General features: G+C 61.3%; 15 protein-coding genes. 6 read left to right on the top strand and 9 right to left on the bottom strand.

The genetic code is table 11. From position 1 onward, the window contains the following. The first annotated feature begins 115 nt into the window (after positions 1 to 115). The 6 genes from PMA3_RS11915 to PMA3_RS11890 are packed head-to-tail and all read left to right on the top strand — an operon-like array spanning position 116 to position 4,945. Positions 116 to 1,228 carry a DUF1214 domain-containing protein gene (locus tag PMA3_RS11915; RefSeq protein WP_064677342.1) on the top strand — a complete coding sequence of 371 codons (1,113 nt, stop codon included), beginning with the start codon at positions 116 to 118 and terminating at the stop codon, positions 1,226 to 1,228. Further along, a complete protein-coding gene (locus tag PMA3_RS11910) occupies positions 1,225 to 2,412 on the top strand; it encodes a sulfotransferase family protein (protein ID WP_064677341.1) in 1,188 nt (395 codons plus the stop codon). The genes PMA3_RS11915 and PMA3_RS11910 overlap by 4 nt, the downstream gene beginning before the upstream one ends. An 18-nt stretch (positions 2,413 to 2,430) precedes the next feature. Then, positions 2,431 to 3,147, top strand: coding sequence for an EthD domain-containing protein (locus PMA3_RS11905; protein ID WP_064677340.1), 717 nt, complete (start codon positions 2,431 to 2,433; stop codon positions 3,145 to 3,147). Positions 3,148 to 3,169: 22 nt separating this feature from the next. Continuing rightward, entirely contained in the window at positions 3,170 to 3,625 is a 456-nt protein-coding gene (locus PMA3_RS11900) for a nuclear transport factor 2 family protein (protein ID WP_064677339.1), read from the top strand. A gap of 20 nt (positions 3,626 to 3,645) precedes the next feature. Next, positions 3,646 to 4,113 (top strand): SRPBCC domain-containing protein, encoded by a 468-nt coding sequence (locus PMA3_RS11895; protein ID WP_064677338.1) that lies wholly within the window; start codon positions 3,646 to 3,648, stop codon positions 4,111 to 4,113. Between the two features lie 40 nt (positions 4,114 to 4,153). Next, the gene (locus PMA3_RS11890) at positions 4,154 to 4,945 is read left to right on the top strand and encodes an SDR family oxidoreductase (protein ID WP_064677337.1); all 792 of its coding nucleotides are present in this window, start codon (positions 4,154 to 4,156) and stop codon (positions 4,943 to 4,945) included. Positions 4,946 to 6,303: 1,358 nt separating this feature from the next. On the opposite strand, the gene PMA3_RS11885 is transcribed toward PMA3_RS11890, so the two are convergent. From PMA3_RS11885 to PMA3_RS11845, 9 genes are all read right to left on the bottom strand, one after another. Next, on the bottom strand, positions 6,304 to 7,344 hold the full coding sequence (locus tag PMA3_RS11885) for a 3-ketosteroid-9-alpha-monooxygenase, oxygenase component (protein ID WP_064677336.1): 1,041 nt from the start codon (positions 7,342 to 7,344) through the stop codon (positions 6,304 to 6,306). Positions 7,345 to 7,525: 181 nt separating this feature from the next. Beyond that, positions 7,526 to 8,938, bottom strand: coding sequence for a DUF1329 domain-containing protein (locus tag PMA3_RS11880; RefSeq protein ID WP_102136411.1), 1,413 nt, complete (start codon positions 8,936 to 8,938; stop codon positions 7,526 to 7,528). Positions 8,939 to 9,050: 112 nt separating this feature from the next. Further along, on the bottom strand, positions 9,051 to 10,259 hold the full coding sequence (locus tag PMA3_RS11875) for a LuxR C-terminal-related transcriptional regulator (RefSeq protein ID WP_064677335.1): 1,209 nt from the start codon (positions 10,257 to 10,259) through the stop codon (positions 9,051 to 9,053). A gap of 89 nt (positions 10,260 to 10,348) precedes the next feature. Continuing rightward, positions 10,349 to 11,557, bottom strand: a complete 1,209-nt coding sequence (locus PMA3_RS11870; protein WP_082930304.1) for an acetyl-CoA C-acyltransferase — start codon at positions 11,555 to 11,557, stop codon at positions 10,349 to 10,351. Positions 11,558 to 11,564: 7 nt separating this feature from the next. Then, complete coding sequence (locus tag PMA3_RS11865; RefSeq protein ID WP_064677334.1) at positions 11,565 to 12,035, bottom strand: MaoC family dehydratase; 471 nt, start codon at positions 12,033 to 12,035, stop codon at positions 11,565 to 11,567. A gap of 10 nt (positions 12,036 to 12,045) precedes the next feature. Then, positions 12,046 to 12,831 carry an SDR family oxidoreductase gene (locus PMA3_RS11860; protein ID WP_064677333.1) on the bottom strand — a complete coding sequence of 262 codons (786 nt, stop codon included), beginning with the start codon at positions 12,829 to 12,831 and terminating at the stop codon, positions 12,046 to 12,048. 669 nt (positions 12,832 to 13,500) lie between these two features. Next, the gene (locus tag PMA3_RS11855) at positions 13,501 to 14,379 is read right to left on the bottom strand and encodes an SDR family oxidoreductase (protein WP_064677332.1); all 879 of its coding nucleotides are present in this window, start codon (positions 14,377 to 14,379) and stop codon (positions 13,501 to 13,503) included. A gap of 62 nt (positions 14,380 to 14,441) precedes the next feature. Further along, positions 14,442 to 15,593, bottom strand: a complete 1,152-nt coding sequence (locus PMA3_RS11850) for an acetyl-CoA C-acetyltransferase (protein ID WP_064677331.1) — start codon at positions 15,591 to 15,593, stop codon at positions 14,442 to 14,444. Positions 15,594 to 15,596: 3 nt separating this feature from the next. Next, positions 15,597 to 16,655, bottom strand: a complete 1,059-nt coding sequence (locus tag PMA3_RS11845) for an acyl-CoA dehydrogenase family protein (protein ID WP_064677330.1) — start codon at positions 16,653 to 16,655, stop codon at positions 15,597 to 15,599. Positions 16,656 to 16,661: the final 6 nt, after the last annotated feature.

Genomic DNA, 16,661 nt, shown 5'->3' with positions numbered 1-16,661 from the left:
AAGGACGACGTGAGGCGAATAAAACAGTGGCCCTGTTGTGGGCCGATGAATCCGGTTCGGGCGTCTCTACGCAGACGTTCACGACCCGGGTTCGACTAATCAAGAGCGTCGAACAATGACAATCAGCTCGATTGACGAACAACACCTGTTGAGTGGCCAGACGTGGTCCACGTTTTGCGATCACCTCAAGCGCTGCGGCGAGCAGATTCTGCGCCCCGAAGCGCCGGCCGATGCGGCCACCCGCGCCGAAGGTTTCCGCTACCTCACGCGCCTGCTGCGCATCGGCCTGGAAATGCACATCGAGTTTGCCGATCCGGCCTTTCCCAGCTTCTTCAAAACCTCCCACGAGACCGCGAAGATCGGTGCCGACAACCCGGACAATCTCTACGAGTACTCGCGCCTGGACGGCACGCTGGACTATCGCATCAAGGGTCAGCGCGGCAGCGTCGCCTACCTGAGTTTCGGCACCCAGAAAGGCGGTTATGAAACCGACGGTACGCTGATCCAGACCGGCTTTATCGATGCCAGCCAGCTACAGGTCGATGCCCAGGGCACCTTCGAAATCATCCTCAGCCGCGAGCCGAAACCGGGCAACTGGCTGAAAATGGAAGACGCCACCAACGCCCTGATCGTGCGCCAGACGTTTCTCGACCGTCGGATTGAAGCGCCGGCCAAGCTGAGCATTGAGCGCATGGGTACCGATTCCAAGCCACAGGCCCTTGATCCGGCGACCTTCCAGCAAGGCCTGGCGCGGGTCTCCAGTTTCGTGGAGAACACCGCCAGGCTGTTCGCCGACTGGAGCCAAAGCTACCTGCCTCACAGCAATCAACTGCCACCGGCCAACCAGGCCCTGTGCCAGTCAGTGGGCGGCGACCCGAACATTTTCTACTACCACTCACACTGGGCGCTGGCTGCAGACGAAGCCTTGGTCATCCACATCGACAAAGTACCGGACTGCGACTTCTGGAACCTGCAGATCAACAACTACTGGATGGAGTCGCTGGACTACCGCTACCACCAAATCTGCTTCAACAAACACCAGGCCCAATACGACGACAACGGCGGCGTGACCCTGGTCCTCAGTGAGCTGGATCCCGGGCTGAGTAACTGGCTGCAAACCGCCGGCGTACGCCAAGGCACGATGTGCCTGCGCTGGGTCGGTGCCCAGGAGCAATGCCACCCCACCACCCAAGTAGTAAAAGTGTCTGCCATCGCGGAGGCCCTATGAACGCGCATACCCTGATTGAAGAGTTGACCGTCGAACGCCTGTTGGCCAGCGCCATCGCGCGCACCGACGGCCTGAGCAATTTTGGCGATGACAACTATCGCGAGTCTCTGGAGGCTCTGCTGGTTGCCTTGGCCGCCGAAGCCGGGTTGTCGCAGACCGGCCAGTATTTGCTGCAGGAAAGGCTGGTGGGACAACTGGTCAATCGCCTGGTGATCGAGGACTACCTTGTCCGCTACCCGCAAATCACCCAGATCCAGATCGACGATCCGCTGGTCATCGTCGGCCTGCCACGCACCGGCACCACCATGCTGCAACGCACGCTGGCGGTTGACCCGCGCTTCTACTCGGCGGCCTGGTGGGAGACCCGCTTCCCGGCACCGCTGGCAGACGAAACCCTGGCCGTGCCGGCCAAACGCATCGCCCAGGCCAAGGCCGAGGTCGAGCTGATGGCCCAGGTCATCCCGCAGATCCTCGCCATCCACCCGCTGGATGCCATGCTCTGCGACGAAGAGTTCATGCTCATGGAACATTCGTTCATGTGCGCCATGGACGCCTACGTCAACGTGCCCAGCTATACCCGCTGGCTGGATCAGCAAGATCAGCGGCCGGTCTATACCCAGCTGAAAAAAATGCTGCAGTTCCTGCAATGGCAGAAAGGCCAACGGGGTGAACCTGCAGGCCAGCGCTGGTTGCTCAAAGCCCCCCAACACCTGCACACCCTGCATCTACTGCTGGATGTTTTCCCTAAGGCGCAGGTGATTTTGACCCACCGCGAACCGGCCCAGACCATTCCGTCGATGGCGAGCATGGCCCACACCCTGTGGCAGATGTACAGCGACAACCCTGATCCGAAAGCCGCCGGCGAACAGTGGAACCACCGCATGGCGCGTGGCATCCGTCACACCATGCAGGTCCGCGACCAGCACGCTGCCGAGCGCTTTCTCGACATCCACTTCGCCGACACCGTGACCCAGCCGATGGACGTGCTGGAAAGGGTCTACGCCTTCGCCGATCTGCCGTTTACCGACAAGGCCCGCGCCGACGCGCAGGGATGGCTGGCGCAAAACAGCCGGGAAAAACGTGCCAGCCACGACTACAGCCTGGAGCGCTTCGGTTTGAACGAGGCGCAGATGACTGAGGACTACAAGGAATATCGCGCCCGTCATTTGAGCGTCAACCATTAAACCCAGGCTGGAGGATTCATGGAAAAACTCATGTTGACCCTGTGGAAACCGCCACAGCAAAGCGTCGAGCAATGGCGCCAGGCGTTGCTCGACCTGGGCGACAATCTGGTTAGCGCCGGCGCGCGCACCGCCCGCGTCATGGTGGTCGATGGGGGCGTGGCCGCCGCTTTCGCACAGCGCATTACCAACAGCGCCATCCCGCTGGACGGTTTGCTCTCGGTGTGGCTGGACAGTGCCTCGCAATGGCCTTCGATCAAGGCGCTCGTGACACCGTTGACTAGCCGCCTTGAGGCTTATCTGGTGCTGGAGTCCGAACCCTACCCCGAGGAGCGCAAGGCGCGTGCAGCCCACTACCGGGTACCGGTTGGCGAGCGCACACCCGGGATGAATCAGGTGGCGCTGCTGCACAAGCCGGATCGGATGAGCTACGAGCATTGGTATGACACCTGGCGCAACGGCCACGGGCCGAATGCCTACCCTCTGCAGTCGATCTTCGGCTACCGGCAGAACACCGTGGTACGGGCGCTCACCTTCGGTGCGCCGGTGCTGCACGGGATCGTCGAAGAAAACTTCCCGCCAGAGGCCATCGGCAATCCGCAAGGATTCTTCGCGGCCCTTGGCGACCCGGACAAATGCGCGCAACGCCAGCAGGCCATGTACGAATCGACCAGCAAGTTCATCGACTTCCAGAAGCTCGACTGCATCCTCACCAGCGAGTACCAGCTCAGTGCCTGAGTAGCCCACAAGGAGGCTTCCCATGTTGGACCTAGAAGCAATCGAGCTGATCAAGCAGCTCAAGGCGCGCTACTTTCGTGCCATCGACACCTGCAACATCGAGATGCTGCAGGGCATGCTCACCGAAGACGTCACCCTGTCGTTCAAGAGCCCTGCCTACGAATTTCACGTCAATGGCCTGGGCGATGCGCTGGACTTCTACCGCACTTCGTTCACCAAGACCCGCCTGGCCACCCACAACGGTCACACCCCGGAAATCGAAGTCGATGGCGAAAAGGCTTCGGCTCTCTGGTACCTGAGTTACGTGTTCATCAACCTCGAGGACAACACCCACCTGCACGGCAGCGCGATCTACCAGGATCGCTACATCAAGCGCGGCGAGCGCTGGATGATCGCCGAGACGGGCTACGAAACCTTGCTCGAGACCATCCAACCCTTGAGCGAACAGCTGCAGATCACCTCCAGACCCATCAACTGAATGCACAACAGGAGACAGTCATGGCCAGAGCCGAAAACATAGTGACCTCCCACACGGTGGAAATTAACGCCCCCGCCCGGGTGGTCTGGGAAGTGCTCATTGATCTGGACAATTACCACCAGTGGAACACCTTCTGCCCGCGCATTCAGTGCGGCCTGCAGATCGGCGACGAGGTGCATATGCAGGTACTTACCCCCGATACCGGCGAAACCGTTCCGGTCTTCGAATACCTCGTGGCCTGCGACCCCGAGCAGCTGTTGTCCTGGGAGCAGCGTCCCGTCCCGGACAACATGGACGCCGCCCGCCGTGATCAATACATCAAGGCCATCGACGCCAACCGCTGCAGCTATTTCACCACTGATATTTTCCTGGGCCTGAACCAGGACACGATCATGCGTGAACACGGTGCCTGGGTAAAAATCGGCTTCGACCGGATGGCCCTGGATTTGAAACGACGTGCCGAAGAACTGCACGCCAGCCGCAGCTGAACGACCCGTACCCGACCAAAACAATAAGAAGGTAATTTTCATGTTGCTGAAAGATAAAGTCGTCATCATTTCCGGTATCGGCCCGGGCCTGGGCATCAAGCTGGCCGTGCGAGCCGCGGAGTATCAGGCGAAGGCCGTGGTGTTGGCCACCCGCACCCCCGCCAAACTGGATCAGGCTGAACAGGCCATCCGCGACGCCGGCTACAGCACGCCGGTCCTGAAAGTCCCCACCGACATCGCCCAGGCCGAACAGTGCCAGACGCTCGCCGACCTGACGATCGAGCACTTCGGCCAGATCGACGTATTGATCAACTCTGCCTACGCCCATGGCGCCTGGGGCAGTTCTTCCGAGTCGTCAATGGACGACTGGCGCAAGGCGATGGACGTCAACCTGTTTGGCACCATGCACATGACCCAGGCCGTGCTGCCGCAGATGAAGAAACAGAAGTCGGGCAGCATCGTCATGATCAACACCATGGCCACCCGCACCCCCAACCAACTGGAATCCGGCTATGCCGTCTCCAAGGGCGCATTGAAAACCGCTGTGCAATACCTGGCCCAGGATCTCGGCCCGTTCGGCATCCGCGTCAACTCCGCCTTCATGGGCTGGATGTGGGGCGCGCCGGTGATCGGTTACTTCGAGAGCGAAGCCCAGCGCCTGGGCGTCCCGATGGAGTCGCTGGTCGACCAGATCGCCCAGCAGATTGCGTTGCGCAAAATCCCCGAAGACAACGACTGCGCCATGGCCGCCCTGTACCTGGCCAGCGATTACGCCAAGGTCATTACCGGTGCGCAACTGGATGTCAACGGCGGCCACTTTCTGCCCTGCTAAACACTCAAGGCGACAGCAATGTCGCCTCCTTCTTCGCCTGTAGGAGCGAGGCTTGCCCGCGAACCAGGCACTGCGGTTTATCTGAAACACCGCGTCATCGTTCTTCGCCGGCAAGCCTGGCTCCTACAAGCGAACCAGGCACTACGGTGTATCTGTGACACCGCGTTATCGTTCTTCGCCTGTAGGAGCGAGGCTTGCCCGCGAACCAGGCACCGCGGTTTATCTGACACACCGCATCATCGTTCTTCGCCGGCAAGCCTGGCTCCTACAAGCGAACCAGGCACTGCGGTTTATCTGAAACACCGCGTCATCGTTCTTCGCCTGTAGGAGCGAGGCTTGCCCGCGAACCAGGCACTTCGGTGTATCTGACACACCGCGTTATCGTTCTTCGCCGGCAAGCCTGGCTCCTACAAGCGAACCAGGCACTGCGGTGTATCTGAAACACCGCGTCATCGTTCTTCGCCTGTAGGAGCGAGGCTTGCCCGCGAACCAGGCACTGCGGTGTATCTGTTGCACCGCGTCATCGTTCTTCGCCGGCAAGCCTGGCTCCTACAAGCGAACCAGGCACTACGGTGTATCTGACACACCGCGTTATCGTTCTTCGCCTGTAGGAGCGAGGCTTGCCCGCGAACCAGGCACTGCGGTTTATCTGAAACACCGCGTCATCGTTCTTCGCCGGCAAGCCTGGCTCCTACAAGCGAACCAGGCACTGCGGTGTATCTGAGACACCGCGTTATCGTTCTTCGCCTGTAGGAGCGAGGCTTGCCCGCGAATCAGGCACTGCGGTGTATCTGTTGCACCGCGTCATCGTTCTTCGCCGGCAAGCCTGGCTCCTACAAGCGAACCAGGCACTGCGGTGTATCTGTGACACCGCGTTATCGTTCTTCGCCTGTAGGAGCGAGGCTTGCCCGCGAACCAGGCGCCGCGGTGTATCTGTTGCACCGCGTCATCGTTCTTCGCCGGCAAGCCTGGCTCCTACAAGCGAACCAGGCACTGCGGTGTATCTGTGACACCGCGTTATCGTTCTTCGCCGGCAAGCCTGGCTCCTACACACGAAAAAATGCACACCACAAGGTCTTGTCAACCTTGTGGTGTGCATTGTTCGACGCACGCCGACCCTAGCGGAAATTCAGCCAGTTCGGAACGCTCTGGCTGATGGCGACACAGCCTGCGTATTGCTTGCAGGCTTTAAAACTGGGCGATTGCGCTGGCGGGGAGACCAGCACGGTCACCACCAGGAGGAACAGGAGCAACAAGCAAACGTGATAGGCAAGAAGACTTTTTGTTTTCATTGTCAGTGCTCTCGTGACCGTCAAGTCGGACCTACGTCATCGCAACAACTCAAGGGGCGTTACCCTTCAACGCTCGTCGACCGTGATGAATTCACGGCGTTCAGCCATGCTCGCGGGCACTTTGTCTTCATCGGTAAAGAACTGTTGGTACCACTCGCGCAGTTGGTAGACCGGGCCGTCGTTTTCCGCCAGCACCGGGTTGTCGATGCGGATTTTATGCTTCCAGATATCCACATCCTGATAGAACGAGGTGCGATTACCCTGAACGTAGGCTTTGGCCACTTCAATGTTCTGCTCTTCGCTCCAGCCGGGTACACGCTTGACCATGCAGCCGAAACGCAGGTCGAAGCTGTTGGCCGTCACAGGCACATGGCTGTTGAGCAAAATGGCGTGTATACGCACATCGCCGAACATAGAGCTGATGTGAGTGAAGTGGGTCGCCGGGCCGTAGTAGGCCGACGGTGCGATCAGATCGCCACCCAGGCGCTCGGAATCACCGTGGAAGATCTGGTGGCCGATGTGCCCTTCGAAGACATTGGCGAAGTACTTGGTCGGCGTGCCGTGCACGGGGCCAAAATGCATGGCGTCCACCAGGTTATCGACCAACTCCCGTGGGTTGGTTTCGATCAGCATGCTGTCGATGTTCCAGTCGTGAATCCAATCCGGGTCGTCCATCTCCGCCAGGTGCGGGATGATCACGCCCTCTTTCGGCGGACGTCCTTCAGGGTTGTTCCAGACGAACAGCAGGTTGTTTTCCTCACAGGTCAACCAGCTGCGGGTCTTGGCCTTCGGTGGAATGCGCTTGCAATAAGGAATCTCGACGCATTTACCGCTGGTGTTGTATTTCCAGTGGTGGAACGGGCACACCACCGTGTCGTTTTCGATGGTGCCCTTGGACAGGTCAGCCCCCATGTGCGGGCAGTAGGCATCGAGGATGCTGATAGCACCCTTGCTGTCGGCAAACGCCACCAGGCGCGTGCCGAAGATATTCAACGTGTGCAACTGGCCATCGCGGTAATCTTCCGCCACGCCCAGACAGTGCCAGCCACGGGCGTAACGGTGAGTACGCTGGGCGTTTTCGATGCTGATTTCAGCGAGTTTCGTCATTGTTACTGTTCCTCGATTGGAAACTTCGGGGAGTAATACCCCCAAAAAAAACAGGGTGAACCCATAGCGGATATCATTGAGCGTCCCGACAAGGGATTCATCCCTCACTTGGACTAGATCAAATGAGATCCGCTCTCAAAGGGTTCACCTGTCAGCCTCTGCTTTCCAAAAACTGCGTCGGCTATTGGCCAAACCGACGGGCAGCTTCCGGACCGAAATCCCGCGGGCTGAAGCCCGGCTTGTTCAACTGATAGCCATCGCGCTGTTCGTTGATCAGGTTGAACGCCAGGTAACTGCCGGCATTCAGGTCGTAGTACAGCCCCACGCCCGCTTGGGGCCGCTGGCTTTCATAGGCGTAGAAAAAGTTCAGCATCGAGGTCCGCCACAGCTCGCCACGGTTGTCGTAGTTATCGGCGAGCATCGGGAACCAGGTGTCTTCGTCGATGTACAACTTGCGTTTGCCGTACAGGTGGCGGTAACCCGGCTTGAGGGTGCCTTCCAGTTCCCACACCCGATGGCGCTCGAAGCGCATGGCATCCGGGTTGATATGGCCAGGGGTCAACAGGTTGGCGTACTTGAGGTTGGCCGCATGCAGGCGATAGGTGTTGTAGGGAATGAACATCTCGCGCTTGCCGACGATCTTCCAGTCATAACGCTGGCCCGAGCCGTTGAACAGGCGCACCTCGTCCACGGTGATCGAACCGCCGCTGCCGGGGAACGACATGTCGAAGCCATAACCCGGCGACTGCCGCACACGGCGAGTGCCCGGATCGTAACGCCAGGCCTGGCGAGGCTCGGTCTTGTCGTTCCAGAACTCGGTGCCGGTATTGATCTCGCCCTTGTCCCGTTGTGGCAGCAGGGTTTCGTTGAGGTAGAAGGCCGAGTTACCAACGGTCTCGCCTTTTTTGCCCGGCTCCAGCGACGGCGCCAGGTTGCGCGAATGCACGCGGCCCCAGTTGATGTTGCCGTCCTTGAGTACGTAGGCGTTGTCAGAGGTATATTCCTCGGTCCAGGCGCGCAAGGTAAAGGCAGAAGCGTTCTTCAGCAGTTCCAGACCGCTGCGCGGTACCGGAAAGGCTGTGCCGCCGGTTTTACCCACCACCCCTTCCCCGTCATCCACCAGGCGCGCGATGCTGGCGTTTTCGCGAGTAGCCTGGCACACCGCGTCGTCGAAACGGAAATCGCGGTGCGTGGGGTAGATCGGCATCTTGTACGTAGCCGGGTAGTGCTTGAACAAGGCTTTCTGTCCGTCGGACAGGTAGTCGCTGTATTGCGCCAGGTTGGCCGCGGTAATCACGAACAGCGGTTTTTCTTGCGGGTAAGGATCAACCGGATGGTTGCCAGTCCCTTTGAAGTCCACGTGCGGCGGCACGCCCAGCCACTTGCCGCTGAACGCCGGGATGCTGCCATCGGCATTGGCGCTCTTGTCGGCACCGACGCAAGTCAAATCCTTGCCCAGGCGCTCCACATCTTCCGGTGCGGCGTTCGCCGTACCGATTGCACTGCATCCCAATAACAACCCCAGCACCCAGGTGGGAGTGGCGTTGGCAGCCCGCGAGACAAGACAACTGGAGGCCAGGTTACTGCCGGTCATTTTTATTCTCCTTGGTTACCGATAGCGGTCACCCAGTATCGGCAGCCCAAGGAACCGGCAGCATCGTCCGCACGGACTAACGCGTTTTGCCTCGGTGCCTGTGAACGACAGACTACAGCGCATCCTTCGCTGCTCCCGGCAACTGCGGCCCGGCCAATGCCACGACACTGTTGAGCATGATCCGCACAAGCTCGGTCTGGCGCCGCACACCCGTCTTGGAAAAGATCGACCGCAGGTGCGCGCGGGCGGTATTACGGCGGATGTTCAGCGCTTCCGAGGCTTCCTCCAGCGACAGGCCGTTAGCCAGTTCCAGCGCCAGCAAGGTTTCTGCGGGTGTCAGGTTGTACAGCTGCGAAGTCACCACATTGCTCACCAGCGACTTGCTGACAGCATCGCGGACATAGACCACCACGGTCGGTTTGCCCTTGCCCTCGACCAGCTCCTGCGTCGGAATCAACTCCACCACCACCCCCAGGCTGACTTTCCCGGAGGGGCGGGAAATCGACGTGGCCTCGGCTATCTGTAATCCGGCGTGGCCCTGCTTCACCCGTTGAAAGGCGTTGCGCACCAGCCGCGACAGTTCACGATTGTCACTCGGGTAAGTCGCCTCCAACCGCCCGCCCACGACTTTAAGGCCGTCCTGGCTGGCGATAATCTCCCGGGCCACCGGGTTCAGTTGCACCACGGTGCCGTTTTCATCGAGCACGATAGTCGCCACCGCCATACGGCTGATCGTTTGCGAGTACAAACTGCCCAGCGACTCACTGCGATCCAGTAGCGAATGCATGTGCAGGGCGCGGCGCAAATGCGGCAAGAGCATGGCGCACATGGCCCGCTCGACCTGGGAAAAACGTGCCTGGCCCCGTGGCCGGTTGATCCGCAAACGCACCGTGCTTCCGTCCGGCATGCGGATGTCCGCGCCGAGCATCTGGTGGCAGTCGTGTGGTTGGCAAAACAACAGGTAAAAAGAAGAACTGATCCATTCATCATCAGTCATCAATTCATCGATGGTGAACACCGTGTCGGTGGGCAGGCCGTCGAACAGCGTGGACTTGGCGTAGTAGGCGTAATGGTTGATGCCGCCCTCCCCCAGTTCGATGTCCCCGGCGACCATCATCGGCGACAGCAGCGGCTCATCTTGCACACGCAGAATCAAGGTCACGAAATTGGCCTTGAACAGCTTCCGGAGCTGGCGCAACGAATCACCCATGCAACGAATATCCATGGCCGAGTCGTACATGTTGCCGATGAGGCCTTCGTACTCGGCCAACTCCAGTCCCATCTGCGCGAGGACCTGCGCATTCGGCACGCGACTTTGCATAACCACTCCCCAGCAGCGGGCCCGGACTGCATGGCCCGCATCAATTGATCGTAATGGGTGTTAAAGACGCTCAACGCCCCCGGTCAGCCCTACGGCAGTTCGAACAAACCGGCCGCACCCATGCCGCCGCCAATGCACATGGCGATCACCACATAACGGGCGCCGCGACGGCGACCCTCCAGCAGTGCGTGACCGACCATGCGTGCGCCGGACATGCCGAACGGGTGGCCGATGGCAATCGCGCCGCCGTTGACGTTCAGACGTTCCGCCGGGATTTGCAGTGCATCGCGGCAATGCAGGACCTGGCAGGCAAAGGCTTCGTTGATTTCCCACAGGCCGATATCCGCCACGCTCAGGCCAAAGCGCTTGAGCAATTTCGGCACGGCCACCACCGGGCCAATGCCCATTTCCTCCGGCGCGCAGCCGCCCACGGCAATGCCTCGGTAGATGCCCAACGGGGTCAGCCCCCGACGCTTGGCTTCGGCGCGGCTCATCAGCAGGCTGGCCGAGGCGCCATCGGAGAACTGCGACGCATTGCCGGCGGTAATGAATTCACCCTGCTCGATCCATTTACCGTCCTTCCACACCGGTTTCAGCGAAGCCAGGTCTTCCAGGCGCGTGTTCGGTCGATTGCATTCGTCACGCTCGACCAATACACGCTGATGGCCGCTGGGCTGGCCAGCCGCATCGAAGCACAACTTATCGACGCTCAAGCCGACGATTTCATCATCGAACAAGCCGTCACGCTGGGCGGCCGCGGTGCGCAGTTGGCTCTGCAGGGAATACTCGTCCTGGGCCGCGCGGCTGATGCCATAACGGCGCGAGACAATTTCGGCGGTTTCCAGCATCGGGATATAGGCGCTGGGCACGACTTGCAGCACGGCTTCGGACTGGGCACGATAGCTGTTCTTGTGCTTGGTCTGGGTCAGTGACAGCGACTCCACGCCACCGCCAATGGCGATATTCATCTCGCCGGTCATGATGCCCTTGGCGGCGACGCCAATGCTCATCAGGCCAGAGGCGCACATGCGGTCCAGGGCCATGCCCGGCACGGTGTCCGGCAAGCCGCCGGTATAAGCGCAGAGGCGGCCGATGTTGTAGGCCTGGGTGCCCTGCTGCACCGCTGCGCCCATGATCACATCTTCTACTTCGCCCGGTTCGATGCCGGCGCGCTCGACCACCGCACGCACCACATGTCCGCCCAATACCGGGGCTTCCGTATCGTTGAACGAGCCGCGGAACGACTTGGCGAGCGCGGTCCGCGCAGTGGCAACGATGACAACTTCATTCAGGTCCATGACAGGCTCACTCGGTAATAGGGTTGAAGGTGTAACGGCTGATGGTGTCGATCACACAGCCGGGCCGCGCCTGGCCCTCGACTTCCACGGTCACGCGCACCACCAGTTGCACGGCCTCTGCCAGCTGCTCGGCGCGCACGATGCTGGCGCTGCCGCGCACTCGCGATCCCACCTTGACCGGCGCCGGGAAGCGCACACGGTCGCTGCCGTAATTGACCCCCATCGCCATGTTGTCGAGGGTGAGCAATTGCGGCAGGAACAGATTGACGAGCGACTGGGTCAGGTAGCCGTGGGCGATACAGACGCCAAACGGCCCGCTGGCGGCGCGCACCGGGTCGACATGAATCCACTGGTGATCACCCGTGGCTTCGGCAAACAGATCGATGCGCTGCTGGCTGATGGTCAGCCACTCGGTGCAACCCAGGTCCAGGCCCTCGGCCTCGAGCAACGCCTGGGCACTGCTGAATACATGACTCATGGCCCACTCCTCAGGCTTGTTGGGAACTGACGGACAATACTTCGCCAACCATGTAGGAGGCGTAGTCGCTGGCCAGGAACATCATCACGTTGGCGACTTCCCAGACTTCGGCGGCACGGCCGAATGCCTCGCGCCCGGCGAGGCTGGCGAGCAGCTCTTCACTGGAGGCCTTCTTGAGAAAATCATGCAGGGCGATCGACGGTGAAACCGCGTTGATGCGCACGCCGAACTCCGCAGCTTCCAGCGCACTGCAACGGGTCAGGGCCATCACCCCGGCCTTGGCCGCGGCGTAATGGGCCTGTTCCTTCTGTGCGCGCCAACCCAGGACCGAAGCATTGTTGACGATGGCGCCGGCGCCACGACGCTGCATGTGTGGCAGCATCGCGCGGGTCATGCGGAACGTGCCGGTCAGGGTCACATCCAGCACTCGCAGCCATTCTTCGTCGCTCATCTCGACCACGAGTTTCTGGCCACCGAGGCCGGCGTTGTTGATCAACACATCGACACCGCCCAGCAGCTCTTCCGCGCTCGCCACCAACGCCTGGACCTCGGCTTCGACCGTGACATTGCACAGCTGGCCGAAAATGGCCTGCAGGCCGGTTTCGGCCTTGAGACGCTCCACGGCTTCTTCGAGGCGGCGCGGGTGCACGTCGGAAATCATCAGTGCCCGGCAGCCCTCCTCGGCGCTGCGCCGGGCGGCCGAGTAACCGATACCGGCACCTGCGGCAGCGGTAATCAGCACGGATTTTCCAGCCAGTAATTGATGGCCCGGGACATAAGGGGGAGCTTGTTTCACAGCGTTTACCTCCGAAGAAATCAATACGCTGTAGTTGTACGGAGGGCGCTACGCGGGTGCATCGTCAATATGGGGTATGGCGGCGTCAGAACGCTTATGCCCGCGAACGGTGCAACAGATACACCGCGACGCCTGGTTCGCCTGTAGGAGCGAGGCTTGCCCGCGAAAAACGATAACGCGGTGCAACAGGTACACCGCAGCGCCTGGTTCGCCTGTAGGAGCGAGGCTTGCCCGCGAAGAACGATAACGCGGTAATACAGTTACACCGCAGCGCCTGGTTCGCCGGCAAGCCTGGCTCCTACGGGCGAAGAACGATAACGCGGTGCAACAGATAAACCGCGGCGCCCGGTTCGCCTGTAGGAGCGAGGCTTGCCCGCGAAGAACGATAACGCGGTAATACAGTTACACCGCAGCGCCTGGTTCGCCGGCAAGCCTGGCTCCTACGGGCGAAGAACGATAACGCGGTGCAACAGATAAACCGCGGCGCCCGGTTCGCCTGTAGGAGCGAGGCTTGCCCGCGAAGAACGATAACGCGGTAATACAGTTACACCGCAGCGCCTGGTTCGCCGGCAAGCCTGGCTCCTACGGGCGAAGAACGATAACGCGGTAATACAGTTACACCGCAGCGCCCGGTTCGCCGGCAAGCCTGGCTCCTACAGGGCAGGCCTCTCAGCTGCCCCAGACCCGCTGCGCAGCAGGGGCTTGGGCAAGGATCGCATCGATGGCGGCGCCGACTTCCTCGACACGCCACAATGCACCCTTGTCGCGGGTGACCCCGGTGCGCCAGCCGTCCCCAAGGGAAATACGCCCACCCTGGCTCTCGAATATCTGGCCATTGACGTGGGCCGATTCGGCGCTGCCCAACCACACCACCAACGGCGCGACGTTTTCCGGCGCCCAGGCGTCGAAACTGCCGTCCTCAGGTTTCTTGACCACATCGGGCATGGCACTTTCAGTCATCGAGGTACGCGCCGCCGGGGCCAACGCGTTGGCGGTAATGCCGTAGCGTGCCAACTCTGCCGCCTGCACCAGGGTCAACGCAGCAATCCCGCCCTTGGCTGCCGAATAGTTGGACTGCCCCACCGAGCCTTGCAGGCCGGCGCCGGAACTGGTGTTGATGATGCGTGCGTCGACCGGAGTGCCAGCCTTGGCCAGATCACGCCAACGCCGCCCCAACAGGTTCGCCAGGCAATAATGGCCCTTGAGATGAACGCGCATAACCATGTCCCAGTCCTCTTCGCTGAGACTGATGAACATGCGGTCGCGCAAGACCCCGGCATTGTTGACCAGCACGTGCACCTCACCGAACGCCGCCACTGCGGCTTCGACGATGCGCCCGGCCGTGGCCAGGGTGGTGATGTCGTCACTGTTGGCGATGGCCTGGCCACCGTTGGCGCGGATCTCGCCTGCTACATCTTGCGCCGCCTCGGCGCGAATATCGTTGATCACCACGTTGGCGCCCGCCGCCGCGAACGCCAGCGCGTAGGCGCGACCGAGTCCGCCGCCGGCCCCGGTGATGATCACGGTGCGGCCTGAACAAATAGCCATGCATGACTCCTTATGACTGCGTGACCGCACGCCCAGCGGACGGCGGCACGGATGGGAAAAACCTAGAGGCGTTCGATGATCGTGACGTTGGCCTGGCCGCCGCCTTCGCACATGGTTTGCAGGCCATAACGGCCACCGCTGCATTCCAGCTCGTTCAACAGCGTGGTCATCAGCCGGGCTCCCGTGGCGCCGAGCGGGTGACCCAGGGCAATGGCGCCACCGTTGACGTTGGTGCGCGCCGGGTCGTAGTCCAGTTCCTTGGTCCAGGCCATGACCACCGAGGCAAAGGCTTCGTTGATCTCTACCCGGTCGATATCGCTCATGCGCAGTCCGGTTTTTTCCAGGGCCCGGCGTGTCGCGGCGATTGGCGCGGTCAGGTGCCAGATGGGATCATCGCCCAGCACCGTGAGGTGATGGATGCGCGCCCGTGGCGTCAGGTCGTAGCGCTTGAGCGCCGCCTCCGACACCACCAGCAACGCCGATGAAGCGTCGCAGGTCTGGCTCGAAACAGCGGCAGTGATCGAGGGGAATTGCGGGTCCACCGGCTGCAGCTCGGCCATTTTTGCCAGGCTGGTCAAGCGCGGTGTTTCGTCCGCGAACAGGCCATTGCAAGCGACGATTTCCCGGGCGAAACGCCCGCTCTCGATGGCGGCCAGGGCGCGGCTATGGCTTTGCAGGGCAAACGCTTCCATCTGCTCACGCGTGATACCCCAATGATCGGCGATGCGCTGGGCGGCGTAGAACTGGTTGACCGGCTGATTACCGAAACGTGCGCGCCAGCCTTCGCTACCGGAAAACGGATCGGCAAAACCCAAGGGTTGCCCGGCGAGCATGGCCGAGGAAATCGGAATCCGGGTCATGGTTTGCACCCCGCCCACGGCGATCACATCCTGGGTGCCGCTCATTACCGCCTGCGCCGCGAAATGCAGCGCCTGTTGCGAGGACCCGCACTGGCGATCGATCGTGGTGCCGGGCACATTCAGCGGCAATCCCGCTGCGAGCCAGCTGGTACGGGCAATATCACCGGCCTGGGAGCCGATGGTGTCGACGCAGCCGAAAATCACGTCGTCATAGTCTTCGCCCGGGATAGCGTTGCGTTCCACCAATGCCTTGAGCACATGAGCACCCAGGTCTATGGCATGGACCTCGCTCAAGGCGCCTTTGCGCTTGCCGGTCGGGCTGCGCAGTGCATCAACAATATAGGCCTCTGGCATGACTCACTCCTCGAAAGTATGGCCCGGGCCCAGGCGGGCACCGTCGGCGAACAGGTAGTCGCTGACACGGGCTTTATGAAAGCCCCGATCACCCCAGGACGCATCGAGCGCCCAGGCACGTTTCATGAACATCTGCAGATCGACTTCCCAGGTGTAACCCATTGCGCCGTGCACCTGAATGCCCTTGCGCGCGGCGATCCCGCTTGCCTCGCAGCAGGCCAGGCGGGCCTGGGAAACCCAGACGCTGGCGTTGCTGTCGCCTTGGGCCAGACCGTGGGCGGCGCGGTACAGCACGGGTTTGGCCTGTTCGATCTGCCGGGCGACATCGGCCAAATGATGCTTGACCGCCTGGAAACTGCCGATCGGCTTGCCAAACTGCTTGCGCTGAGCGACGTAGTCCACCGACAAATCGAGCATGCGTTGCGCCAGCCCGAGCAATTGCCCGGCCACCGACAAGGCGCCACGGTCGAGCAGTCGGGCTTGCAAGGCACGGCCCGCAGCGCCGCTGGCCACACAGGTGGCCGGTGTCGGGTTCCAGGTCACCCGACCCAGGCGCCGCGACGCATCGATGCTCGTCCGGGGCTGCACATCCACCTGCGAACGCGGCACCACGTGAATGTCATCGCCATCGATGAGGATCAACACTTCAGCCAGTTGCGCATCGCTGACCAGCGAGTTGACGGGGTGGTTGATGGCAAGGCGCAATGTGCCTTCGGCGATCCGTGGCAACAAGCTGCTGCGTGCCGGGTGATCGGTCGCCAGGCTGGCGAGCAAGCCGGTGGCGACATACGCGGTGTCAGCCAGGGAATCGGGAATCGCGTAATACCCCAGCTCCTGGGTCATCAGCGCCCAGGCCACATCATCCATGCCCAGGCCACCCTCGGCTTCGGGGACCGACAAGGCGGTCAGGCCCTGAGCGGCGATCTTGTGACGCAGGTCCGGTGAGCGACCGACATCGGTTTCCCAGATTTCCCGGAGCATCTCCGGGGCGGCTTCAGTCATCAGGAAACGACTGATGGCTTCGCGAAACGTCAGCTGGTCATCGGTAAAAGTGAAGTCCATGGCCCG

This window comes from Pseudomonas silesiensis (genome assembly GCF_001661075.1).
Lineage (GTDB): Bacteria > Pseudomonadota > Gammaproteobacteria > Pseudomonadales > Pseudomonadaceae > Aquipseudomonas > Aquipseudomonas silesiensis.
This window is presented reverse-complemented; position numbering and strand designations above follow the sequence as displayed.